Source organism: Roseovarius sp. MMSF_3281 (assembly GCF_030733685.1).
Taxonomy (GTDB): Bacteria; Pseudomonadota; Alphaproteobacteria; order Rhodobacterales; family Rhodobacteraceae; genus Roseovarius.
Genome location: NZ_JASHIM010000016.1, coordinates 1 through 20,858, shown reverse-complemented (window position 1 = coordinate 20,858; position 20,858 = coordinate 1). Strand labels below are relative to the sequence as shown.

Below are 20,858 nucleotides of genomic sequence, written 5' to 3'. Positions count from 1 at the left end.
ATGGAAAAGATCGTCATTTTGACCGGCGCCGGAATTTCTGCCGAAAGCGGGTTGGGAACCTTTCGCGATGAGGGTGGGCTATGGGCACAGCACCGGATCGAGGATGTGGCCACGCCTGAAGGGTTCGCGCGCAATCCGCAGCTTGTGCATGATTTTTACAACGCCCGCCGGGCACAGGCCTTGGAGGCCAAACCAAACCCTGCCCATGACGCGCTTGCGCGGTTGCAGCGCGAGGCCAAGGGCGAGGTGGTGATTGTCACGCAGAACGTGGATGGATTGCACGAAGCGGCGGGGGCAACAGGGGTTATGCATATGCACGGGGCGCTGAACGCTGCGTTTTGCGCCGCCTGTGAGCATCGTTGGGACGCGCCTTTGGCTATGGCCCCGGATGATCGGTGTCCGGCCTGTCAGGCGACAGCGACGCGGCCCGATATCGTCTGGTTCGGCGAGATGCCCTACGACATGGAGGAGATCTGGCAACACCTTGAGGAAGCGGATGTTTTCGCCGCGATCGGCACCTCGGGTCAGGTCTATCCGGCGGCGGCTTTCGGGCAACATGCCGGGCGGGCCGGGGCGCATACGGTGGAATTGAACCTTGAGCCTTCCGTCAACTCTCGGGATTTTGCCGAGGCGCGGCACGGGTCCGCATCCGAAGTGGTGCCGCTTTGGGTGGAAGAGGAGCTTTCCCGGCAGAAATGACAGGCGATGCCGGGCCAGTGGCGGCCCGGCAAATGCTTGAAATCAATTGGACATTTGCCCGTGATCGTGGCCATGCATCGGTTGGCGTTCCAGATCGACGGGCACTTCGATTTCCATCTCGCCCGCCGTTTCGAAAGTCAGGGTAAGGGGAATCATAGCGCCTTGTTCGAAGGGCTGGGTGATGCCCATGAACATGACGTGTTGGCCGCCGCGTTGCATTTTGATCATGCCATCGGCGGGCAGGGCAAAACCTTCTTCCACATGCATCATTTTCATCACGCCGTTGGCGCCTTCTTTGTGGGTGTGAAGCTGCACCAGATCGGCGGCCGGGGAGGCGACGCCGATCAGGCGGTCGTCGGTGTTTCCGTGATTGTGAATCATCATGAACGCCGCGCCGGTCTTGGCGGACACGGCCGCCGAGCGGGCGTAGGCATCATCGACAGTGATATCGGCGGCCAAGGCCGGCAGGGTGGTTGCAAGGGTCGTGAGGGTCGCGAAAGCGGTGGATTTGAAGGACATCGGTCTCTCCTGAAATTTGAACATTGTCTCAAGGCCTAGGGGATCAGACCACTTCGGGAGGCGCGCGCGCGGCAAAGGCTGCTGGCAAGGATGGCAGGATTTCCGATTTAAAATCAAGTACCTGGGCAGAGGGTTCCTGCGGCGAGGTGACAATGGCCGCGGGCGGTGGGGTCATGCCGTCAAGAACATGCAAGGCGCAATCGGGGCAAATATGTACTTGGCCCGTGGGCTGTCCTTCGGCATCGACAAGCACCGTGACCGGGCCGGTGCCGGTGCAAAGGATCGCTTGGCCGACGGGGGGCGGGGCGCCGCGGGCGATGGCCATGGTCTGACTTGTGAGGGTCAGAAGCAGGGCGAGGCAAAGGGCCAGGTATGGTCGCAAGCTGCGCGTCATGCCTACGATATAGGCATTCGGGGGCGCCAAAGAAAAGCGACAAAATGCAACAGCCCCGACCAAAAGGACGGGGCTGCGAAAACAGTTTTTAAAATCGCGTTGCTTAGGCGCTCGCGGCCTGTGCCTTGGCGATTTCTTTCTTCACTTTCAGAGCGTTGGCCGAAAGCTCGGTGTCTTTTGCCTTGGCAAGATAGCCGTCCAGACCACCACGGTGGTCGACGCTGCGCAGGGCAGAGGCAGTGATTCGCAGCTTGATCGCGCGGCCCAGGGTTTCGGACTGCAACGACACGTCCTGCAGGTTGGGCAGGTAGCGGCGCTTGGTTTTGTTGTTGGCGTGGCTGGAGTTGTTGCCAACCATCGGGCCTTTTCCGGTCAGTTCGCAGCGGCGCGACATGGGCTTTTCCTCGTGTTTGCTGGGGCTTGACGAAGCCCTGCTCAATACAAACGGGCACCGCCATAGGCAGCGCCCCGAATTCATCACCGGGTCTTTAGGGGCAAAACCGGGGGGCGTCAAGGGATTCGGGATGCCCCCGTCAAGCCCTTCGTGACTTTTGTACGGTTTGTACGTTCGGAGGGCCAGTTTTGTACGAAACTCCGGGGGAGGCCAAATAGTTTTGTACGTTTTGTACAGACTAGAGCTAATTTCGGAGCATGTGATGTGGTCAATGGAGGTGAGGCGATGAAGATCATGCGAGCCGGAGAGCGGCCCTGCAAACTGGCCAATCCGGAGTGGTTTGCCGGGCGGGTTTGGCAAGAGCGGGTGGTGGAGGCCGAGGCCCCGGCGCGGCTGCGTGCCCTGAAGGTGACCTTCGAGCCCGAGGCGCGGACCGCGTGGCACACCCATCCCTTGGGGCAGACCCTGCACGTGCTGTCGGGTGTCGGGCTTGTGGGGCTGCGCGGCGAGCCGCCAAAAGTGATCCGCCCGGGCGATACGGTCTGGATCCCGCCGGGGGCGGAGCATTGGCATGGCGCCGCGCCAGACAGCCAGATGTGCCATCTGGCCATGCAGGAGGCCGATGACGCGGGCCGGGTGGCCGATTGGCTGGATCAGGTGAGCGAGGCAGAGTATCGGCGGACCACGCGGTAGCGCGGTCGGTTTACCGCTTGGCAAGCTTTCTGTGGCGCAATGCGATGTGTCGCGTGAGGTGATTTGAGTGTGCACCTTGGGGGCGTTGCCCCCGCCGCCCTGCGGGCGACTCCCCCAGGGTATTGGGACCAAGAAAAAACTGCCCCTGTTTTTTCTTGGCAAAAATACCCATAAAGCCACGCCTGCCCCGGGTGGCGGGGTTTGTTGTTTCAAGCGCCCCGCCCATGGTCCGACATCAGGTCAAGCCTTGGCCCGATGGGGACGATGCGGTGCGGGTTGATGGTGTCGTGGCTGTAGTAATAATGCCGCGTGATGTGGTCGAAGTTCACCGTCTCGGCCACGCCGGGCCATTGGTAAAGCTCGCGCAGGTAGCCCCAGAGGTTGGGGTAATCGACGATCCGCGCGCGGTTGCATTTGAAATGCCCGTGGTAGACGGCATCGAAGCGGATGAGGGTGGTGAACAGCCGCCAGTCGGCCTCGGTCAGCCGGTCGCCCATGAGGTAGCGGTTGGTCGATAGCCGGTCTTCCAGCCAGTCGAGGCTATCGAACAGGGGCGCGACGGCCTCGTCATAGGCCTTTTGGGTGGTGGCGAAGCCGGATTTGTAGACGCCGTTGTTGACGGTGTCGTAGATGCGGGCGTTCACCGGCTCGATCGCCTCGCGCAGGTCTTGCGGCCAATAGTCATCGGTATTGCCGGTGATCCCGTCGAAGGCGGAATTGAACATGCGGATGATCTCGGCCGATTCGTTGGAAACGATGGTCTCAAGGGTCCTGTCCCAGAGGATCGGCACGGTGACACGGCCCGAGGCATCCGGTTGGGCCTTGGTGTACAGGTCGCGGGCGTAGGGCAGGTCATAGAGCGTGTCGCCGGTGGCCCCGGGGTAATCGGTGCGGAACTCCCACCCGTCCGAGAGCATTTCGGGGTGAACGACCGACAGGCCGATATGTGCCTGCAGGCCCTTGAGCGCGCGAAAGATCAGGGTGCGGTGCGCCCAGGGGCAGGCGAGCGAGACATAGAGGTGGTAGCGCCCGGATTCGGCGGGAAAGCCGCCCTTGCCGCTGGGGCCGGGCGCGCCGTCGGGCGTTATCCAGTTGCGGAATTTAGACGTGTCGCGTTGGAATTTTCCGCCGGTGCTTTCGGTGTCATACCAGCGGTCGTGCCATTCGCCGTCGATCAAGAGACCCATTTTGCGCTCCTCCTTTTGGACAAATCTAGGAGTGGTCGCGGGATGCTGACAGCCCTGCCGCCGCGCAGGGGACGTGCGGGGCTGCACATCATGTCGGTCGTCGTCGCATGGATGGCGTTTCACGGTTTGCGTGTGGGCCGCTTGGGGCGTATACGGAAAGTGACGATGCCCCATGGGGCCGGAAAGGTGTGCAGGCGGGATCGACCCAATCCGGGGGTCTTGTGCTGGAGTCGTCGATGCGGTGGGATCTGCCGCGACCCGCCTTTCCGGGGCCTAAAGGGGCGAAACGGTAAAAAGGGGGCAAACCCATGAAATACGCAATCCTTCTGGTGACTCTTGCCGCGGCAAGCGGCGCGCAGGCGCATCCCGGTCACCTGGCCGAAGCGGCGGGTCACAATCATTGGCTGGGCGCTGCGGCCTTGGGGGCGGCCATTGCCATCGGGCTTTGGGCCGGGCTGAAGGGCCGCAAGGACGAGGCCACGGAAGAGGCCGAGGGCGACGAGGCCGCCGACGAAGACTTGCAGGAGGCCTGAGCGCATGGGCAAGACAGGTGTGATGATCTGTGGGCATGGCTCGCGCAGCCAGTCGGCGGTGGATGAATTCGCGACTCTGGCCGAGAAGCTGCCGCCCTATCTGCCCGGGGATTGGGCGATGGAGTATGGATATCTCGAATTTGCCAACCCGGTCATTCGCGACGGTCTGGACAAGCTGCGCGAGGCAGGGTGCGAGCGGATTCTGGCAGTGCCGGGGATGCTTTTTGCCGCGATGCATTCCAAGAACGACATTCCCACGGTTCTGAACACCTATGCCACCAAGCATGGCATCGACGTGCAATATGGCCGGGAACTGGGGGTGGACCCCAAGATGATCGAGGCCGCCGGTGGGCGTATTCAGGAGGCTGTTGAACGCGCCAATGCCGAGGCCGGGGAGGTCTCGTTGCATGATACCTGCCTGGTGGTGATTGGGCGCGGGGCCTCGGACCCGGATGCCAATGGCAATGTCGCCAAGATCGCCCGGATGTTGCAGGAGGGCATGGGCTTTGGCTGGTGCGAAGTGGGCTATTCGGGTGTCACCTTCCCGCTGGTCGAACCCTGCCTGCAGCATGTGGCGAAGCTGGGCTATAAGCGGGTGATCGTTTTCCCGTATTTCCTGTTCTCGGGCATCCTGATCGACCGGATTTACGGCTTTACCGACCAGGTGGCCGCCGAACATCCGCATATCCAGTTCTTCAAGGCGGGGTATCTGGGGGATCACCCGAAGGTATTGGAAACCTTTGCCGAGCGGGTGATGGAACAGACCAGTGCGACACCGCCGCCCAATTGCGGCACCTGCCAGTATCGCACGCAGGTTTTGGCCATCGAGGGCGCGCGGGAGATTACGCCCGAGCAGCGCCGCGCCCTGGCCGAGGCGAAGGGCGCGGGCCATGTGGCCTTTAGCGACACGCCGCCGCCGACCTGTGTGCTGTGCAAGTATCGCACCACCATTCTGGGCTTCGAGGCCGAGGTGGGCGCGGTGCAGGAAAGCCACCACCATCACGTGGAAGGGCAAGGGGCCAGTGCGCCGGGCTCGAACGTGGCCGATTGCGCCCTGTGCGATACATTCTGCACCGGGTTGTGCCGCTTGGAAGGGCCGGGGCATCACCACCACCATCATCACCACGACCATGATCACGGTCACGATCATCACCACCATGATCACGACCATCATCATCACCATGCCGAGTACCCCCATGCCGACCACCCGCATGGGCCGGAGAGCGCGCGGAAAACCCGGGCCTGATGCTTTCTTCTTTTTCAAAATATCCCCGCCGGAGGCATCCGACGGGGGCCGCATCGTGAAGGGTTAAGGCCGTGCGTCCCTACGAAAAGAACCCCAAGACCATCTATGCCGAGAGCTTTGCCACCGTGCGCCGCGAGGCGCGGCTTGATCGGTTCGGGCCGGGAATGGAGGCGCTTGCCATTCGCCTGATCCATGCCTGCGGCATGGTGGAGGTGGCCGACCGGTTGGCCTTCTCGGCCAATGCCTATGAGGCGGGGCAGGCGGCCTTGCGGGCCGGTGCGCCGGTGCTGTGTGATTGCGAGATGGTGGGCGCGGGGATCATCCGGCGGTATTTGCCCGCCGGAAACGAGGTGATCGTCACCTTGAACGATCCGAAAGTGCCGGGTATCGCGGCAGGCATCGGCAATACCCGGTCGGCGGCGGCGGTCGAGTTGTGGGCCGAGCATCTGGAGGGTGCGGTTGTGGCCATCGGCAATGCGCCGACGGCCTTGTTTCACCTGTTGGAAATGCTGGACGAGGGCGCGCCGAAACCGGCGGTGATCCTTGGGTTTCCCGTGGGCTTCGTGGGGGCCGCCGAAAGCAAGGCGGAACTGGCGGCCAACCCGCGGGATTGTGATTTCGTCGCCCTGCGCGGGCGGCGCGGCGGATCGGCCATTGCCTCGGCGGCGGTCAACGCGCTGGCCGCGGGGTTGCCGGAGCTGACAGCATGAGGGAGGCAAGGATGAATGAGCCGTGGTTGCATATCGTGGGCATTGGCGAGGATGGCATGGCCGGGCTGTTGCCCGCGACCCGTGCCGTGGTCGAGGCCGCCGAGGTGATCGTGGGCGGCGACCGGCATCACAAGCTGTCGGAGAATGTGAGTGCCGAGCGCGTGGCATGGCCCAGCCCCTTCAATGCGCTGATCGAGATGCTGGAAGGGTTAAAGGGTCGCCGGGTCGTGGTGCTGGCCACGGGGGACCCTTTGTGGTTCTCGGTTGGCGCGCGGATCGGGCGGGCGATTGACCCCGCCGAGATCACCTATCACCCGCAATTGTCGGCGTTTCAATTGGCGGCGGCGCGCATGGGGTGGTCCTTGCCGGATGTGGAAACGCTGACCGTGCATGGCCGGCCCGTGGAGCAGATGATCGCCTTTATCCAGCCCGATGCGCGGTTGTTGATCCTGACCACCGGGGCCGAGACCCCGGCGCAGATCGCGGGCTTTTTGACCGAGCGGGGTTTTGGCCGCTCGAAGCTGACGGTGCTGGCCAATATGGGCGGCGCGGAGGAAGCGCGGTTCGACGGGGTGGCCGAAGACTGGGACCACGAGGTGCCGGCCTTCAACACCATGGCGGTGGACTGTGTTGCCGCCCCCGATGCTGCGCTTTTGCCGCGTGTACCGGGATTGGCCGATGAATTGTTCCAGCATGACGGCACCATGACCAAGCAAGAGGTGCGCGCGGCCACGCTGGCCAAGCTGATGCCGATGCGGGGCGCCTTGCTGTGGGATATCGGCACGGGCTGTGGATCGGTCGCGGTGGAATGGATGCGCGGTGCGCGCTACGCCCGCGCGGTGGGGATCGAACCGCGCGCCGACCGCCGCGCGATGGCGGCGGCCAATGCGCTGGCGCTTGGGGTGCCCAAGTTGGAACTGGTCGAGGGCCGGGTGCCCGAAGCCTTGGAGGGTTTGGCCGCGCCGGATGCGGTGTTCATCGGCGGGGGCCTGAGCCGTGAGACCTTTGAGGCGGCATGGGAGGCGCTGCGCCCCTTGGGGCGGATGGTATGCAATGCGGTGACGCTGGAAAGCGAGGCGCTGTTGCTGGAGCTGCACAAGGAACGCGGTGGGCAGCTTGTGAAGCTGATGGTCAACCGGGCCGAACCTGTTGGCGGGCTGACCGGCTGGCGGCCCTTGATGCCGGTCACCCAGTGGAGCCTTGTGAAGCGGTGACCGGGCGCTTGGCCCCATGACAGGCGGTCGATGCTTGCGGCGGGGCGTTTCAAGCTGGACCGGTCAGTAAAATCCACTGGCAACTGTCCGCGCAAATGGTCTAATATTCCAAGATAATGGATATGTCCGACTCGATCCTTACCCGTCTTCCTGCCCGTCTGAAACAGGCGCGGCAGGCGCAGGGCCTTTCGCTGGATGCCGTGGCCAAGCTTTCGGGCGTGTCGCGCAGCATGGTCAGCCAGATCGAGCGCGGGAACTCTTCGCCCACCGTTGCGACATTGTGGAACCTGACACGTGCGTTGCAGGTGGATTTCGCGGGTCTGCTGGAAGATCAGCAAACCGCCCGAGTGCATGTTTTGAGGGCGCAGGATGTCCCGACAATCGAAAATCAGGGGACAGGTTGCTGTATCCGTATCCTTTCGCCGCCCGAAGATGCCGGGACGCATGAAGTTTATGAATTGCGATTTGCAATGGACGGCGTGCTTGAATCGCCGTCGCATGCGCATGGAACGCAGGAAAACCTTACGGTCATAGATGGCAAGATCGCGGTGACATCCGGTGAGCATTCCGAGCTTCTCAAGGCCGGGGAAACCGCAAGATATGCGGCCGATGTCCCGCATCAATTGCGGGCCGTTGGAGAGGCGCGTGCCTTTCTCGTGGTAAAGGGTGGATGACGACATAGCGGATACATATCCAATAAATTGAACTCCGATATTGAAGAAACTCGTCCGCTATGACAGAATTGCCGTCATGAAAGACAAGGAGCCGCTTCATGTCCGATCAATTCCTGGCCGATCTAAAGACGACACTTGCCGCAATCGAGGCCGATGGCCTGACGAAGCGCGAGCGCTTGATAAACTCGCCTCAATCCGCCGAAGTCACGGTTGACGGGCGCGAGGTTATCAACCTGTGCGCCAATAATTACCTTGGACTAGCCAACCATCCGGACCTGATACGCGCGGCGCGGCAGGCGATGGAGGATCACGGCTTTGGCATGGCGTCTGTCCGGTTCATCTGTGGTACCCAGGATCTGCATCGCGGCTTGGAGCAAAAGCTGGCCGATTTCCTGAACAAGGATGACGCGATCCTTTTCGCGGCCTGTTTCGACGCGAACGGCGGGCTTTTCGAACCCTTGCTTGGCCCGGAAGATGCCATTGTTTCAGACAGCCTGAACCATGCGTCGATCATTGATGGAATCAGGCTCTGCAAAGCCAAGCGGTACCGGTATGCCAATAATGACATGGGCGATCTGGAGGCGAAGCTGATCGAGGCGCGTGCGGCGGGGGCACGGCATGTCATGATCGCGACGGACGGCGTTTTCTCGATGGATGGATACCTGGCGAACCTGCCGGCGATTACGCGGCTTGCCAAGGCCCATGATGCCACCGTCATGGTCGACGATTGCCATGCGACCGGTTTCATGGGCGCGCGCGGGACAGGAACCCCGGATCATTTCGGGGTTGATGTCGATATCCTGACCGGAACCCTTGGCAAGGCGCTTGGCGGTGCGCTGGGCGGTTATATTGCCGGGCCGCAACCGGTTATCGACCTGCTGCGCCAGAGGGCGCGCCCCTATCTGTTTTCCAATGCGCTGCCGCCGTCCATTGTCGCCGCCGGGATCGAGGCGATCCGGTTGGTGGAAGAGGGGCGCGACCTTCGTGACCGGCTGTTCGAGAACGCGGCACGGTGGCGCGAAGGCCTTGCGGAGTTGGGCTTTGACCTGTTGCCCGGGGAGCATCCGATCATACCGGTCATGTTGGGCGAGGCGCCCTTGGCGCAGGAAATGGCGGCAAGGTTGTTTGACGAGGGCGTGTATGTGTCCGGCTTTTTCTATCCGGTGGTCCCGCATGGGCAGGCGCGTATCCGCACACAGATGAACGCCGCGCTGACCGACGCGCAACTGGACCGTGCGCTGGCCGCCTTTTCCAAGGTCGGGCGTGACCTGGGAGTGATCGGATGACCCATCACAACACGATGAAGGCCCTGGAAAAATCGCGGCCGGAAGAGGGGCTTTGGATGGTGCAGGCCCCGGTGCCGGAGATTGGGCCGGACGATGTGTTGATCCGGATCAACGCCACCGGAATCTGCGGCACCGATATCCATATCTGGAACTGGGACGACTGGGCCGCCGCGACCGTGCCGGTGCCGCTGATCACGGGCCATGAATTCGCCGGTGAAATCGTCGAGGTCGGGCGCAACGTGACGGACCTGAAGATCGGTCAACGCTGTTCCGGCGAGGGGCATGTCGTGGGGATGGAAAGCCGCCAAAGCCGGTCGGGCAAGTTTCACCTTGACCCGGGCACCCGGGGGATCGGCGTCAATGCGCAGGGGGCCTTTGCCGAATACCTGAAACTACCCGCTTTCAACGTGGTTCCGCTGCCGGATGACATACCCGACGAGATCGGCGCGATTCTCGATCCGTTGGGCAATGCCGTGCATACCGCGCTGAGCTTTGACCTGCTGGGAGAGGATGTTCTGATTACCGGGGCCGGGCCGATCGGCATCATGGCAGCCGCGGTGGCGCGCCATGCAGGCGCGCGCAACGTGGTGATTACGGATGTGAACCCCGAGCGGCTGAAACTGGCGGAGCATGTTTGCGGCAACGTGCGGACGGTGGACGCAAGGCAGGACGATCTGCATGACGTCGTTGATGAGCTTGGTATGAAACAGGGCTTCGACGTGGGGCTGGAGATGTCGGGCAGTCAGCAGGCGCTGGACCAGATGGTCGAGGTCATGATCATGGGCGGCAAGATCGCACTTCTGGGGATTCCGCCGGGAAAATCGCCTGTCGACTGGTCGCGGATCGTGTTCAAGGCGATTACGATCAAGGGTGTCTACGGTCGCGAGATGTTCGAGACATGGTACAAGATGATCGCGATGCTGCAAAACGGGCTGGATGTCAGCCGGGTTATCACGCACCGGATGCCGGTAGATGATTTCCGCGACGCCTTTGGCGCGATGAAATCCGGCAAGACCGGCAAGGTCGTGCTGGACTGGCGGTGAAGGCTGTCCGAGGCGATGGCGGTTTTCAACTCGCGCCGTGGATCATTCGGCGTTTGACCGCGACCTTGCGGCCCTTGCCGCCGCAGGCCGGGCATTGATTTGAACGGCGGCATTGCATTTGATTTTGCGATGACATTATCCCTGCATTTGTATAGGGTCCGGCGTGGCGCTGTCCGGCGTATATCCGGGATATGATGACACATTAACTCATTGGAATTTAACGACGATTGGTTCCGGTGACACTCAGTGAGAACGTATGACACAAGAAGATTGCCCCTCAGTTGCGCGTAATCGTGCCCAAAAAACACCGGGGCCTGTGCTGTGAGCGGTGTTTTGTGTGGTGTCGGGCTTGGCCCGGGGGATCCCGAATTGATGACCTTGCGGGCGCATCGGTTGATTTCCCGGGCGCAGGTGGTGGCCTATCCCAGCCTGGCAGGGGGTGAAAGTTTCGCGCGGTCGATCGCGGCGGGGGTGATCCCGGCGGGGGTACGCGAGATCGTGATGGATGTGCCGATGACCACCGACCGCGCCCCGGCGCAGGCGGCCTATGACAAGGGGGCCGAGGAAATTGCCGGGGCTTTGGCGGCGGGTTATGACGTGGTGTGCCTGTGCGAGGGCGACCCGTTTTTCTATGGCTCTTTCATGTATGTTTTCGCGCGGTTGTCGGAGCGGTTCGAGGTCGAGGTGGTGCCCGGGGTCACCTCGATCACCACCTGTGCCGCCCGCGCAGGCATGCCATTGGCCGCGCGCAACGAACGTTTGACGGTTTTGCCCGGTCCCTTGCCGGAAGCGGAATTGCGCGCCCGGATCGAAGGGGCCGAAAGTGTTGCCATCATGAAGGTGGGGCGGCATCTGGAGAAAATCCGCGGGGTGATCGGTGATTTGGGCCTGACGGAGCGCGCGGTATACATCGAGCGCGCCAGCCTGCCCGAAGAGGTGGTTTGCCCGCTTGACGAGGCGCCGGGGACGGCGCCCTATTTTTCGATGATCCTGCTGACGAAAGGGGCCGATCCATGGCTGTGAAACCTGTTGTTCTGGCCCTGAGCCGGTCGGGGGAAGATATGGCGCACCGCGTAGCGGCCCTGTTGGGCGCGCAGGTGCATGGCCGCGAGGGGCGGGTGGAAAAGGCGGATGCTTATTTTCCCAATGCACTGGATCATGCGCGGGATCTGTTTGCCGCCGGTGTGCCGGTGGTGGGCGTTTGTGCCAGTGGGATTTTGATCCGGGCGGTGGCGCCTTTGCTGGTGGATAAGACCAGTGAGCCGCCGGTGGTATCGGTCAGCGACGATGGCGCGGTTGTGGTGCCCTTGTTGGGCGGGCATCGCGGGGCCAATCGTTTGGCCAGCGAAATCGCCGCCGGGTTGGAGGCAGTTTCAGCCGTGACCACGGCGGGGGACGTGGCGATGGGCGTGGCGCTGGATGCGCCGCCCTTGGGGTATCGTTTGGCCAATCCGGGTGACGCCAAAGGCGCGATGGCGGCGATGCTGTCGGGGGCCGGGGTATCGGTTTCGGGTGAGAATATCTTTGGCATCGAGGATACCGGCGGCGCGGTTGAGCTTTGCGTGAGCGACGCCCCGGTCGAGGGTAGCGAGGCGCGGCTTGTCTACCATCCGCAGCGGTTTGCGCTGGGCCTTGGATGCGCGCGCAATGCCGACCCCGAGGAGCTTTGGGCGCTGGTGCAGGAGGTTCTGGACGGTGCGGGCGTTGCCCCCGGTGCGGTGGGCTGTGTGGCCTCGATCGACCTCAAGGCGGATGAACCTGCGATGAACGTGGTGGCGGCGCGGTTGGGTGTGCCCTTGCGCCTGTTCACGGCGGCAGAACTGGAGGCGCAGGCGGTGCCGAACCCCTCTGACGTGGTCTTTGCCGAAGTGGGGTGCCATGGAGTGAGCGAGGGGGCCGCGCTGGCCTGTGGCGGGGCGTTGGTGACCGAGAAGCGCAAGACGGCGAATGCCACCTGCGCGCTGGGCCGGGCCGCTGAGCCGTTGACCGAGATGCCGGGCCGGGCGCGCGGGCGCCTGTCTGTTGTCGGTATCGGGCCGGGGCAGGCCAGTTGGCGGACGCCGGAGGTCAGCCGCCTTGTGGCCGAGGCCGAGGAACTGGTGGGCTATGGGCTTTATATCGACCTTCTGGGGCCATTGGCGGCGGGCAAAGAGCGCAGCGATTTCCCCTTGGGCGGAGAAGAGGCGCGCTGCCGCTATGCCTTGGAGCGGGCGGCGGAGGGCCGCAACGTGGCCTTGGTGTGCTCGGGCGATGCCGGGATTTACGCCATGGGGGCGCTTGTTTTCGAGCTGCTGGATCGTGCGCCCGAAAGTGAGGGCGTGAGCGATGCGGCGCACCGGGTGGATGTGGTGTGTTCGCCGGGGGTAAGCGCGCTTCAGGGGGCTGCGGCGCGGGCCGGGGCACCCTTGGGGCACGATTTCTGCACCATCTCGCTGTCGGATCTGCTGACCCCGCGGGCGGATATCCTGCGCAGGTTGCAGGCGGCGGCGGAGGGGGACTTCGTGATCGCCTTCTACAACCCGGTCAGCAAGACGCGGCGGACGCTTCTCGCCGAGGCACGCGATATCCTGTTGCAGCACCGCCCGGCGGAGACACCTGTTATGCTGGCCAGCAACCTGGGCCGCCCGGAGGAGCAGGTGCGGTACCGCCGGTTGGAGGATTTGCAGGTGGACGAGGTGGATATGCTGACCGTGGTCTTGGTCGGGTCGAGCAATTCGCGGCTGGCGCAACTGGGCGAGGGGCCACGGATGTTCACGCCGCGCGGCTATGCGCGCAAGATTGACGGGGATTTGGCCCAAGGCCGGGGATGACGCGCGGCGCTGTTTGCCCCGGTGGGGCAAAGGCGCCCCGCCCGCCATCCCGTGAAGGAGAGATGACATGACGGTGTATTTTATCGGCGCGGGTCCGGGTGACCCGGAACTTTTGACCAAGAAGGCCGAGCGGGTGATCGGGGAATGCCCGGTGTGCCTTTATGCGGGCAGTCTGGTGCCTGCCGAAGTGGTGGGCTGTGCGCCGGAGGGGGCCTTGGTGATGGATACGGCGCCGATGACGCTGGACGATACCCATGGCGTGATCAAGCAGGCCCATGCCAAGGGGCAGGACGTGGCGCGCGTGCATTCGGGCGATCCGTCGCTTTACGGCGCGATTGCCGAGCAGATTCGCCGCCTGCGTGCCGACGGGATTGATTACCAGATCATCCCCGGCGTGCCCGCCTATGCCGCCGCTGCCGCCGCCCTGGGCCAGGAATTGACCGTGCCGGAGATCGGGCAATCCATCGTGCTGACGCGGGTGAGCATGAAATCCACCTCGATGCCTGCCGGCGAAACGCTTGAGAATTTCGCGCGCTCGGGCACCACGCTGGCCATCCATCTGGGCGTGCGCGCCCTGCGTGAGATCGAGCGGGTTCTGACGCCTTACTATGGCGCGGATTGTCCGGTGGTGGTGGCCTATCGCGTCGGCTGGCCCGATCAGATGTTCATCCGGGGCACGCTGAGCGATATTCGCCTGAAGGTGCGGGATGAAAAGATCACGCGCACCGCGCTTATCCTGGTGGGGCCGGTGCTGGGCCAGATCAGCGAGTTTACCGAGAGCGCGCTTTATGATCCTGAAATGCCACATGTTCTGCGCCCGAAAGCCACCGAGCGCGCTTGATCTCCGACAATGACCTGTTTGTCATTGGCGGTTTACATCTATGGTCTATGTTAGGGTCCACGCGGAGGGGATGGATACCATGATGACAGTATTGCCAAGCGAGGTTCAGGCGGGGCTGGATCAGGCGCGCAAGCGCGCCTTGAAGCGGTCCAGCCGGTTGGTGATCGAGACCGGGGGGCAAAGGTTGAAGGTTTTGCGCCTGTCGGACGATGGTTTTAGCGTTGAGGCCGAAGCCGCGCCGCACCTGCGCGGCCTGGTGGATATTTACGACGGGGCGCGGCATTTGTCGCGTTGCCTGATCGTGGCCTCGGAAGAGGACGGCGGCGAGATTCGCTATGAGGTGAAGCAGATGACCGCCGCCGCGGATGTGCAGCCCCTCGATTACGAGCGGCCCGAGGGTGCGCCGGTGGGGTTGATCGAGAACTGGGGCTAATTTGCCTGCCCCGTGGCATCGCGGTTGATGCGATTGTGGGTGTCCACGACCCGGCGGGGCCATGTGGATTTGATATAGGCCAGCACCTCGAGAATTTCCTGATCTGACAGGATGTCGCCAAAGCCGATCATGTTGCTTTTGTAGCCATTGCCGACGATGGCCTCGGTGCCGTGCTTGGTGATCATGAAAAGCTGTGTGTCGGGGTGGTGCCATGTGTGGCCGGTTTCATCATGTGGCGGCGCGGGCAGGTACCCCGATGCGTCGCGGTCGCGCCAGTTGTCTTCGCCTGCAAGGTTTGTGCCGTGGCAGGCGGCGCATTGCGCCTGATAGATGGCTTGGCCGTTTTCGACCGCGGCGGCATCTGTATAGGGCAGGATGCCCGCAGGGGTTTCGGCCCAGAGGGGCGAGGCGATGAGGCACAGGGCGAGGGGCAGGCGGGGCATGGGATCTCCGTTATATGCAGTTGGCGGTAGGTTCCCGAGGTGGCGGGGCAATGCAAATCACCCTTGCGTGAGGGTATCGCCACTGGACGCCGGGGCACTGGGGATTTACCTGTGGGGCAACAGGAGGCTGCCCTTATGACCACCAAACCGCCTTTGACCCTATACCTTGCCGCACCGCGCGGGTTTTGCGCCGGTGTGGACCGGGCGATCAAGATCGTCGAGATGGCCCTGCATAAGTGGGGCGCGCCCGTCTACGTGCGCCATGAGATCGTGCACAACAAATACGTGGTGGACGATCTGCGCGAGAAAGGGGCGGTTTTCGTCGAGGAGCTGGAAGAATGCCCCGATGACCGGCCGGTGATCTTTTCGGCGCATGGCGTGCCCAAGGCGGTGCCCGCCGAGGCGGCGCGGCGCGAGATGCTTTTCGTGGATGCCACATGCCCCTTGGTGTCAAAAGTGCATATCGAGGCAGAACGGCATCACGAGAATGGCCTTCAGATCGTGATGATCGGGCATGCGGGCCACCCCGAAACCATCGGCACCATGGGACAGTTGCCCGCGGGCGAGGTCTTGTTGGTGGAAACGGTGGCGGATGTGGCCGGGTTGCAGGTGCGCGACCCTGAAAAACTGGCTTTCGTGACGCAAACGACGCTGTCGGTGGATGATACGATTGATATCGTTGCGGCCTTGCAGGCGCGTTTCCCGGCCATCAAGGGGCCGCACAAGGAAGATATCTGTTACGCCACCACCAACCGGCAGGAGGCGGTGAAGGCCATGGCGCCCAAGGCCGATGCGATGCTGGTGGTGGGGGCGCCCAATTCGTCGAATTCCAAGCGGTTGGTCGAGGTGGGCGCCAAGGCGGGCTGCAACTATTCGCAACTGGTTCAGCGCGCGGGGGATATCGATTGGCGCGCCTTGGAGGGGATTTCGAGCATCGGAATCACCGCTGGCGCCTCGGCCCCCGAAGTTTTGGTCAACGAGGTGATCGACGCCTTTCGCACCCGCTATGACGTGACAACCGAGGTGGTTGAAACCGCGCAGGAGAACGTGGAGTTCAAGGTGCCCCGCGTGATGAGGGAAGCGTCGTGAGCCTGCAGTTCCTGCTGACTGCCCTTGTGGTGGTCGTGGCGCCCGGCACGGGGGTGATTTACACGCTTGCCATCGGGCTTGGGCAGGGGCGACGCGCGGCGATCATGGCTGCCGTGGGTTGTACCTTCGGGATCGTTCCGGCACTTTTGGCCGCCGTGCTGGGACTGGCGGCGATCATGCATACCTCGGCCCTGCTGTTTCAGGTGATCAAGTTCGCCGGTGTGGCCTATCTTCTGTATCTGGCGTGGCAGATGTTGCGTGATGAAGGCGGCGTGGCGGTGCGCGCCGAAACACGGGCAAGCGCGGATTGGGCGATTGCACGGCGCGGGGCCTTGATCAATATCCTCAATCCCAAGCTGTCGATCTTCTTTCTGGCGCTGTTGCCGCCGTTCCTGTCGGGGAACCCGGCCACGGCGAGTGCCGAGATGCTGGCCATGGGGGCGGTGTTCATGCTGCTGACCTTCGTGGTTTTCGTGGGCTATGGCGCGTTCGCCGCCGCCGCGCGGGACAAGGTGTTGTCCTCGCCGCCGGTGATCCGTTGGATCAACCGGGGCTTTGCCGCAGTTTTCGCGGGGCTGGCGGCGCGATTGGCGATGGAGAAAGCGGCATGACGGGCATCCCGCGCGCGCCTTTGATCCTTGGGCTGGCGGGGGTGACGCCCTTTGTTTGGGGGGCGTTGACCGTGCTGTTGCCGGGGCTGGCCGATTGGACGCTGGCCAATATCGGGGCGCGGTTTGTCGGGCCCTATGTCATGCTGTTTTACGGCGCGATCATCTTGTCGTTCATGTCCGGGGTGCTGTGGGGCTTTGCCGCGCAGCTTGAGGGCGCGCGGGCGGCCACCGGTTATGCCCTGTCGGTGATCCCGGCGCTATGGGCGTTTTTCATGACCGGCGGCGGGCCGACCAGTTCGGGCATTTCCCTGATGGCTGGGTTCATCGGCATTCTGGGGCTGGACTGGATGTTCTGGCATCATGGCGCGGCGCCCGCGTGGTGGATGCAGTTGCGGGTGCTGTTGACGGTGATCGTGGTAACCTGCCTTGCCATCGGAGTTTTCCTGTGAGCCAGGACAACGAGACGCTGGCCTATTACGGGCGGGCCGCCGGGGATTATGCCGAGCGCACTGCGCATCTGGATGAAGACCCGGCGCTGGAGGCCTTTATCGCCGCTTTGCCCAAGGGCGCGCGGGTATTGGACCTTGGCTGTGGCCCCGGGGTGATGGCCGCGCGCATGGCGGCAGAGGGGTTTGCGGTGCTGGCCACGGATGCGGTGCCCGAGATGGTCAAGATGGCAGGCGCGCACCCCGGCGTGGAGGCGCGGGTTGCGCGGTTTGACGACATCGACGGCGAGGCGGAATTTGACGGAGTTTGGGCCAATTTCTCGCTTTTGCACGCGCCGCGCGGGGATTTGCCGGGGCATCTGGCCGCCATTCACCGGGCGTTGCGGCCCGGGGGGCTGTTTCATATCGGGATGAAACTTGGTGATGGTGAAAAGCGCGATGAACTGGGGCGGCTTTACACCTTTGTCACCGAAGACGAATTGCGCGGGCTTTTGCACGATACCGGTTTCGGCGTTGTCGAGACCACGCAGGGACGCGAGGCGGGCATGACCGGCGTGCCCGAAGATTGGATAACGATTTTGGCGAAAGCGGTTTAGACGTATGAGCGATTTAACTCTCTATTCGATGCCTTCGTCGGGCAATAGCTACAAGGTGCGGCTGTTGCTGGCGCTTTTGGGGCGGGACTATTGCCATGTGCCGTGCGAGACCCAATCGGCGGAGCTGAAGCAGGCAAAGGCCGAGGGGCATTTGCCCTTGGGAAAGCTGCCCGCGCTGCATTTGGGCAATGGGACGATTCTGTCGGAATCCAATGCCATTCTTTGGTATCTGGCGGCGGGTAGCGATTGGGTGCCGAACGACCCCCTGACACAGGCGCAAATGCTGGGTTGGATGTTCTTTGAGCAAAACCGGCACGAGCCGGTGGTGGCGGTGCGCGCCTCGCTCAACACCTATCCGCACCTCAAGGATGAGGCGACGCCGCGGGTCATGGCGGAGCTTTTGGAGACCGGTCACGCCTTGTTGCAATTGATGGAGGATCACATGCAGGGGCGGGCGTGGTTTGCGGGCGCATCCGCAAGCCTTGCCGATATCGCGCTTTATGCCTACACCCACACCGCCGGCGACCGGGGCGGTTTCGAGATGGCGCGGTTTCCGGCGCTCAATGCGTGGTGTGCGCGGATGGCGGCACTGCCGGGATATGTGGGGTTGTGGGATCATGCCTGAGCTTTTTGCCTATACCGATGGGGCCTGTTCGGGGAATCCCGGCCCGGGGGGCTGGGGTGTTCTGTTGCAGGCCAAGGAGGGCGACAGCGTTGTGAAAGAGCGCGCGTTGCAGGGCGGCGAGGCGGAGACCACCAACAACCGGATGGAGCTTTTGGCGGCGATCAATGCGTTGGAGGCATTGAACCGGGCCTCAACAGTGACCGTGGTGACCGATAGCGCCTATGTGAAGAACGGCGTGACGGGCTGGATTCACGGCTGGAAGAGGAATGGCTGGAAAACCTCGGCCAAGAAGCCGGTGAAAAACGCCGAATTGTGGCAGCGGTTGGATGCCGCCCAGGCCCGCCATGACGTGACGTGGGAATGGGTCAAGGGCCATGCCGGCCACCCCGAGAACGAGCGCGCCGATGAATTGGCGCGCGCAGGGATGGCCCCGTTCAAGCCGAACGCGCGGGCCGAATGAGCGCGCTATCGCTTCTTGATTATGCCTCGGTGCTGATTTTCGCGCTGACCGGGGCCTTGGCGGCCTCGCGCAAGCAGTTGGACTTGGTGGGCTTTGCCTTTCTGGCCTGCCTGACGGCGGTGGGCGGTGGCACGTTGCGGGACGTGTTATTGGATCGTAACCCCGTCTTCTGGATCGGCAACCCCGGTTATATCGGTATCGCCTGTGTCGCGGCGGCGGTGATTTTCGTTACCGCACATCTGGCCGAAAGCCGCTATCGGTGGCTTTTGTGGTTGGACAGTTTTGCCTTGGCCGTGGCGGTTGCGGCGGGGGCGGCTGCGGCGCTGACCATGTTGCAGCCTTGGCCGATCGTGGTGATCATGGGGATATTGACGGGCTGCGCCGGGGGCTTGATGCGCGACGTGGTCTGCAACGAGGTGCCGCTGGTTTTGAAACAGGGGGAGCTTTATGTCTCGGCCGCTTTCGCGGGGTCGCTTCTGGCGGCGGGGCTGGCGGCCCTGAACAGTGACATGGCCGTGATTCTGGGCGGTTGCGCGGTACTGACCTGGGGGCTGCGAGCCGGGTCGCTTGCCTTTGGATGGCGCTTGCCGGTCTATCGCGCGCGCCCACCGAAGGGGTAAGCCATTACTTCTTCGCGGTCACGGCCTGGTAAATCCAGATCAGCAGGATCGCGCCAAGCACCGCGCCGATGATGCCGCCCAAGAGGCCCGCGACGGTCAGGATCACCTGAAGGATGAACCCGCCGACCAAGGCCCCGGCAATGCCGATGGCGATGGTTTTCAGCGGGTCCGCCTTGATGTGCATGATGCGGGTGGCAAGGTATCCGGCCACGGCCCCGATCACGATGAGGTAGAGCACGGTCATCGGTTACCGGCCCCGGCGCCAGTGGAAGGGCACGATCACAAGCGCCCCGATGGAGGAGATGATGGCATCCACGCCGGGCGAGCCGAAATTGAAACCGAACATGATGCGGATGAAGTAAAACAGGAAAGCACCGCCCACGCAGATGATAATGGATTGCAGGTATCCATTGCGGGTGAAGCCGGATTTTTCGCTGATATAGCCGACGATACCAGCAATCACGACGGTGCCGAAAAGCCTTAGAAACAAGGGTCGTGCCTCCTGTTCAGGTCAGTTTGCTTCCTGCGGGAAGGGCCATGCCGCGCAGGAAGGTTTCCGCATCCTGTGCGCCCTTGCCCGCCCGTTGCAAGCGCAAAAGACGGATGGCCCCATCACCGCAGGCGACGGTCAGGGTATCGTCAAGGATTTCGCCGGGGGTGCCTTGGCCATCTGCCAGTTGCGAGGCCAGAAGTTTGATCCTTTGTCCCTCGACCTCGGTCCATGCACCGGGGAAGGGGGAAAGGCCGCGAATATGGGCGTCTACCTCGACCGCGGGGCGGGTCCAATCCACGCGGGTTTCGGATTTGTCGATCTTGTCGGCGTAGGTGATGCCATCCTCGGGTTGAGTTTGGGGTTTGAGTGTGTCGAGCTTGGCAAGCGCCTCAACAATCGCCTCGGCGCCCACGGCGGAAAGGCGGTCGTGCAATTCGCCGGTGGTCTCAGTGGCCCCGATGGCGGTGGTGTGGCGCAGTAGGACAGGGCCGGTATCAAGCCCTGCCTCCATTTGCATGATGCAGACGCCGGTTTCGGCATCGCTTGCCATGATCGCCCGGTGAATGGGCGCGGCCCCGCGCCAGCGGGGCAAAAGCGAGGCGTGGATGTTGAGACAGCCGTGGGTAGGGGCCTCCAGCACCGCTTGCGGCAGGATAAGGCCATACGCCACGACAACGGCGACATCGGCGTCGAGGGCGGCGAAGGCGTGCTGCTCCTCGGTTCCTTTGAGGCTGACCGGGTGGCGGACCTCAAGGCCCAGTTCCTCGGCGCGGGCATGCACCGGGGTGGGGCGGTCTTT

28 protein-coding genes are annotated in these 20,858 nt (G+C 63.1%); 20 read left to right on the top strand and 8 right to left on the bottom strand.

Annotation, left to right across the window (positions count from 1 at the left end; all coding sequences use genetic code 11):
* Positions 1–699 carry an NAD-dependent deacylase gene (locus RBB32_RS14625; RefSeq protein WP_306153756.1) on the top strand — a complete coding sequence of 233 codons (699 nt, stop codon included), beginning with the start codon at positions 1–3 and terminating at the stop codon, positions 697–699.
* 42 nt (positions 700–741) lie between these two features.
* Here RBB32_RS14625 and RBB32_RS14620 read toward each other — a convergent pair whose 3' ends face one another.
* The 3 genes from RBB32_RS14620 to rpmB all read right to left on the bottom strand — a co-directional run bounded on the left by RBB32_RS14620 (position 742) and on the right by rpmB (position 2,006).
* A complete protein-coding gene (locus RBB32_RS14620; RefSeq protein ID WP_306153754.1) occupies positions 742–1,218 on the bottom strand; it encodes a copper chaperone PCu(A)C in 477 nt (158 codons plus the stop codon).
* A gap of 43 nt (positions 1,219–1,261) precedes the next feature.
* On the bottom strand, positions 1,262–1,612 hold the full coding sequence (locus RBB32_RS14615) for a hypothetical protein (RefSeq protein WP_306153752.1): 351 nt from the start codon (positions 1,610–1,612) through the stop codon (positions 1,262–1,264).
* A 103-nt stretch (positions 1,613–1,715) separates the two neighbouring features.
* Positions 1,716–2,006, bottom strand: coding sequence for a 50S ribosomal protein L28 (rpmB, locus tag RBB32_RS14610; RefSeq protein WP_306153750.1), 291 nt, complete (start codon positions 2,004–2,006; stop codon positions 1,716–1,718).
* Positions 2,007–2,291: 285 nt separating this feature from the next.
* Between rpmB and RBB32_RS14605 the strand changes: the two genes are divergently transcribed.
* Entirely contained in the window at positions 2,292–2,699 is a 408-nt protein-coding gene (locus RBB32_RS14605) for a cupin domain-containing protein (protein WP_306153748.1), read from the top strand.
* A 209-nt stretch (positions 2,700–2,908) separates the two neighbouring features.
* Here RBB32_RS14605 and RBB32_RS14600 read toward each other — a convergent pair whose 3' ends face one another.
* A complete protein-coding gene (locus RBB32_RS14600; protein ID WP_306153746.1) occupies positions 2,909–3,886 on the bottom strand; it encodes a glutathione S-transferase family protein in 978 nt (325 codons plus the stop codon).
* 308 nt (positions 3,887–4,194) lie between these two features.
* Between RBB32_RS14600 and RBB32_RS14595 the strand changes: the two genes are divergently transcribed.
* The 11 genes from RBB32_RS14595 to RBB32_RS14545 all read left to right on the top strand — a co-directional run bounded on the left by RBB32_RS14595 (position 4,195) and on the right by RBB32_RS14545 (position 14,676).
* On the top strand, positions 4,195–4,419 hold the full coding sequence (locus RBB32_RS14595) for a DUF6732 family protein (protein WP_306153744.1): 225 nt from the start codon (positions 4,195–4,197) through the stop codon (positions 4,417–4,419).
* A 4-nt stretch (positions 4,420–4,423) separates the two neighbouring features.
* On the top strand, positions 4,424–5,665 hold the full coding sequence (locus RBB32_RS14590) for a sirohydrochlorin chelatase (protein WP_306153742.1): 1,242 nt from the start codon (positions 4,424–4,426) through the stop codon (positions 5,663–5,665).
* A 71-nt stretch (positions 5,666–5,736) separates the two neighbouring features.
* Entirely contained in the window at positions 5,737–6,375 is a 639-nt protein-coding gene (locus RBB32_RS14585; protein WP_306153740.1) for a precorrin-8X methylmutase, read from the top strand.
* 11 nt (positions 6,376–6,386) lie between these two features.
* Positions 6,387–7,589 carry a precorrin-6y C5,15-methyltransferase (decarboxylating) subunit CbiE gene (gene cbiE / locus RBB32_RS14580; protein WP_306153738.1) on the top strand — a complete coding sequence of 401 codons (1,203 nt, stop codon included), beginning with the start codon at positions 6,387–6,389 and terminating at the stop codon, positions 7,587–7,589.
* 113 nt (positions 7,590–7,702) lie between these two features.
* The gene (locus RBB32_RS14575) at positions 7,703–8,263 is read left to right on the top strand and encodes a helix-turn-helix domain-containing protein (RefSeq protein ID WP_306153940.1); all 561 of its coding nucleotides are present in this window, start codon (positions 7,703–7,705) and stop codon (positions 8,261–8,263) included.
* 98 nt (positions 8,264–8,361) lie between these two features.
* A complete protein-coding gene (locus tag RBB32_RS14570) occupies positions 8,362–9,549 on the top strand; it encodes a glycine C-acetyltransferase (RefSeq protein WP_306153737.1) in 1,188 nt (395 codons plus the stop codon).
* A gap of 14 nt (positions 9,550–9,563) precedes the next feature.
* Positions 9,564–10,592 (top strand): L-threonine 3-dehydrogenase, encoded by a 1,029-nt coding sequence (gene tdh / locus RBB32_RS14565; RefSeq protein ID WP_306153938.1) that lies wholly within the window; start codon positions 9,564–9,566, stop codon positions 10,590–10,592.
* A 321-nt stretch (positions 10,593–10,913) separates the two neighbouring features.
* On the top strand, positions 10,914–11,615 hold the full coding sequence (cobI, locus tag RBB32_RS14560; protein ID WP_306153734.1) for a precorrin-2 C(20)-methyltransferase: 702 nt from the start codon (positions 10,914–10,916) through the stop codon (positions 11,613–11,615).
* Positions 11,606–13,402: a precorrin-3B C(17)-methyltransferase gene (gene cobJ / locus RBB32_RS14555; protein ID WP_306153732.1), complete on the top strand. Its 1,797-nt coding sequence runs from the start codon at positions 11,606–11,608 to the stop codon at positions 13,400–13,402. Before cobI ends, cobJ begins: the two co-directional genes overlap by 10 nt.
* A gap of 67 nt (positions 13,403–13,469) precedes the next feature.
* Positions 13,470–14,243, top strand: a complete 774-nt coding sequence (gene cobM / locus RBB32_RS14550; RefSeq protein WP_306153730.1) for a precorrin-4 C(11)-methyltransferase — start codon at positions 13,470–13,472, stop codon at positions 14,241–14,243.
* 79 nt (positions 14,244–14,322) lie between these two features.
* A complete protein-coding gene (locus tag RBB32_RS14545) occupies positions 14,323–14,676 on the top strand; it encodes a hypothetical protein (RefSeq protein ID WP_306153727.1) in 354 nt (117 codons plus the stop codon).
* On the opposite strand, the gene RBB32_RS14540 is transcribed toward RBB32_RS14545, so the two are convergent.
* Complete coding sequence (locus tag RBB32_RS14540; RefSeq protein ID WP_306153725.1) at positions 14,673–15,119, bottom strand: cytochrome c; 447 nt, start codon at positions 15,117–15,119, stop codon at positions 14,673–14,675. The two genes, RBB32_RS14545 and RBB32_RS14540, sit on opposite strands and share 4 nt — an antisense overlap.
* Positions 15,120–15,254: 135 nt before the next feature.
* Between RBB32_RS14540 and ispH the strand changes: the two genes are divergently transcribed.
* From ispH to RBB32_RS14505, 7 genes are read left to right on the top strand one after another with little or no spacing between them, the layout of a single operon-like run.
* Complete coding sequence (gene ispH, locus RBB32_RS14535) at positions 15,255–16,208, top strand: 4-hydroxy-3-methylbut-2-enyl diphosphate reductase (protein WP_306153722.1); 954 nt, start codon at positions 15,255–15,257, stop codon at positions 16,206–16,208.
* The gene (locus tag RBB32_RS14530; protein ID WP_306153720.1) at positions 16,205–16,819 is read left to right on the top strand and encodes a LysE family translocator; all 615 of its coding nucleotides are present in this window, start codon (positions 16,205–16,207) and stop codon (positions 16,817–16,819) included. The genes ispH and RBB32_RS14530 overlap by 4 nt, the downstream gene beginning before the upstream one ends.
* Positions 16,816–17,268 (top strand): DUF3429 domain-containing protein, encoded by a 453-nt coding sequence (locus RBB32_RS14525; protein WP_306153718.1) that lies wholly within the window; start codon positions 16,816–16,818, stop codon positions 17,266–17,268. The genes RBB32_RS14530 and RBB32_RS14525 overlap by 4 nt, the downstream gene beginning before the upstream one ends.
* Entirely contained in the window at positions 17,265–17,861 is a 597-nt protein-coding gene (locus RBB32_RS14520) for a bifunctional 2-polyprenyl-6-hydroxyphenol methylase/3-demethylubiquinol 3-O-methyltransferase UbiG (RefSeq protein WP_306153716.1), read from the top strand. Before RBB32_RS14525 ends, RBB32_RS14520 begins: the two co-directional genes overlap by 4 nt.
* A 4-nt stretch (positions 17,862–17,865) precedes the next feature.
* Complete coding sequence (locus RBB32_RS14515) at positions 17,866–18,486, top strand: glutathione S-transferase family protein (protein WP_306153714.1); 621 nt, start codon at positions 17,866–17,868, stop codon at positions 18,484–18,486.
* Positions 18,479–18,946 carry a ribonuclease HI gene (rnhA, locus tag RBB32_RS14510; RefSeq protein WP_306153712.1) on the top strand — a complete coding sequence of 156 codons (468 nt, stop codon included), beginning with the start codon at positions 18,479–18,481 and terminating at the stop codon, positions 18,944–18,946. The genes RBB32_RS14515 and rnhA overlap by 8 nt, the downstream gene beginning before the upstream one ends.
* The gene (locus RBB32_RS14505) at positions 18,943–19,566 is read left to right on the top strand and encodes a trimeric intracellular cation channel family protein (protein ID WP_306153709.1); all 624 of its coding nucleotides are present in this window, start codon (positions 18,943–18,945) and stop codon (positions 19,564–19,566) included. The genes rnhA and RBB32_RS14505 overlap by 4 nt, the downstream gene beginning before the upstream one ends.
* 4 nt (positions 19,567–19,570) lie before the next feature.
* Here the strand turns inward: RBB32_RS14505 and RBB32_RS14500 are convergent, their stop codons facing one another.
* From RBB32_RS14500 to fmt, 3 genes are all read right to left on the bottom strand, one after another.
* A complete protein-coding gene (locus RBB32_RS14500) occupies positions 19,571–19,810 on the bottom strand; it encodes a GlsB/YeaQ/YmgE family stress response membrane protein (protein ID WP_306153708.1) in 240 nt (79 codons plus the stop codon).
* Positions 19,811–19,813: 3 nt separating this feature from the next.
* A complete protein-coding gene (locus tag RBB32_RS14495) occupies positions 19,814–20,056 on the bottom strand; it encodes a hypothetical protein (RefSeq protein ID WP_306153707.1) in 243 nt (80 codons plus the stop codon).
* A gap of 16 nt (positions 20,057–20,072) precedes the next feature.
* On the bottom strand, positions 20,073–20,858 hold a 786-nt coding region (fmt, locus tag RBB32_RS14490; RefSeq protein WP_306153706.1), incomplete at its 5' end, for a methionyl-tRNA formyltransferase.

What these genes read in the sequence shown, in the direction of transcription:
- RBB32_RS14625 (WP_306153756.1), top strand. Translation starts at nt 1, where the DNA reads ATGGAAAAGATCGTCATTTTGACCGGCGCCGGAATTTCTGCCGAAAGC.
- RBB32_RS14620 (WP_306153754.1), bottom strand. Translation starts at nt 1,218, where the DNA reads ATGTCCTTCAAATCCACCGCTTTCGCGACCCTCACGACCCTTGCAACC.
- RBB32_RS14615 (WP_306153752.1), bottom strand. Translation starts at nt 1,612, where the DNA reads ATGACGCGCAGCTTGCGACCATACCTGGCCCTTTGCCTCGCCCTGCTT.
- rpmB (WP_306153750.1), bottom strand. Translation starts at nt 2,006, where the DNA reads ATGTCGCGCCGCTGCGAACTGACCGGAAAAGGCCCGATGGTTGGCAAC.
- RBB32_RS14605 (WP_306153748.1), top strand. Translation starts at nt 2,292, where the DNA reads ATGAAGATCATGCGAGCCGGAGAGCGGCCCTGCAAACTGGCCAATCCG.
- RBB32_RS14600 (WP_306153746.1), bottom strand. Translation starts at nt 3,886, where the DNA reads ATGGGTCTCTTGATCGACGGCGAATGGCACGACCGCTGGTATGACACC.
- RBB32_RS14595 (WP_306153744.1), top strand. Translation starts at nt 4,195, where the DNA reads ATGAAATACGCAATCCTTCTGGTGACTCTTGCCGCGGCAAGCGGCGCG.
- RBB32_RS14590 (WP_306153742.1), top strand. Translation starts at nt 4,424, where the DNA reads ATGGGCAAGACAGGTGTGATGATCTGTGGGCATGGCTCGCGCAGCCAG.
- cbiE (WP_306153738.1), top strand. Translation starts at nt 6,387, where the DNA reads ATGAATGAGCCGTGGTTGCATATCGTGGGCATTGGCGAGGATGGCATG.
- RBB32_RS14570 (WP_306153737.1), top strand. Translation starts at nt 8,362, where the DNA reads ATGTCCGATCAATTCCTGGCCGATCTAAAGACGACACTTGCCGCAATC.
- tdh (WP_306153938.1), top strand. Translation starts at nt 9,564, where the DNA reads ATGAAGGCCCTGGAAAAATCGCGGCCGGAAGAGGGGCTTTGGATGGTG.
- cobJ (WP_306153732.1), top strand. Translation starts at nt 11,606, where the DNA reads ATGGCTGTGAAACCTGTTGTTCTGGCCCTGAGCCGGTCGGGGGAAGAT.
- cobM (WP_306153730.1), top strand. Translation starts at nt 13,470, where the DNA reads ATGACGGTGTATTTTATCGGCGCGGGTCCGGGTGACCCGGAACTTTTG.
- RBB32_RS14545 (WP_306153727.1), top strand. Translation starts at nt 14,323, where the DNA reads ATGATGACAGTATTGCCAAGCGAGGTTCAGGCGGGGCTGGATCAGGCG.
- RBB32_RS14540 (WP_306153725.1), bottom strand. Translation starts at nt 15,119, where the DNA reads ATGCCCCGCCTGCCCCTCGCCCTGTGCCTCATCGCCTCGCCCCTCTGG.
- ispH (WP_306153722.1), top strand. Translation starts at nt 15,255, where the DNA reads ATGACCACCAAACCGCCTTTGACCCTATACCTTGCCGCACCGCGCGGG.
- RBB32_RS14525 (WP_306153718.1), top strand. Translation starts at nt 16,816, where the DNA reads ATGACGGGCATCCCGCGCGCGCCTTTGATCCTTGGGCTGGCGGGGGTG.
- RBB32_RS14515 (WP_306153714.1), top strand. Translation starts at nt 17,866, where the DNA reads ATGAGCGATTTAACTCTCTATTCGATGCCTTCGTCGGGCAATAGCTAC.
- rnhA (WP_306153712.1), top strand. Translation starts at nt 18,479, where the DNA reads ATGCCTGAGCTTTTTGCCTATACCGATGGGGCCTGTTCGGGGAATCCC.
- RBB32_RS14505 (WP_306153709.1), top strand. Translation starts at nt 18,943, where the DNA reads ATGAGCGCGCTATCGCTTCTTGATTATGCCTCGGTGCTGATTTTCGCG.
- RBB32_RS14500 (WP_306153708.1), bottom strand. Translation starts at nt 19,810, where the DNA reads ATGACCGTGCTCTACCTCATCGTGATCGGGGCCGTGGCCGGATACCTT.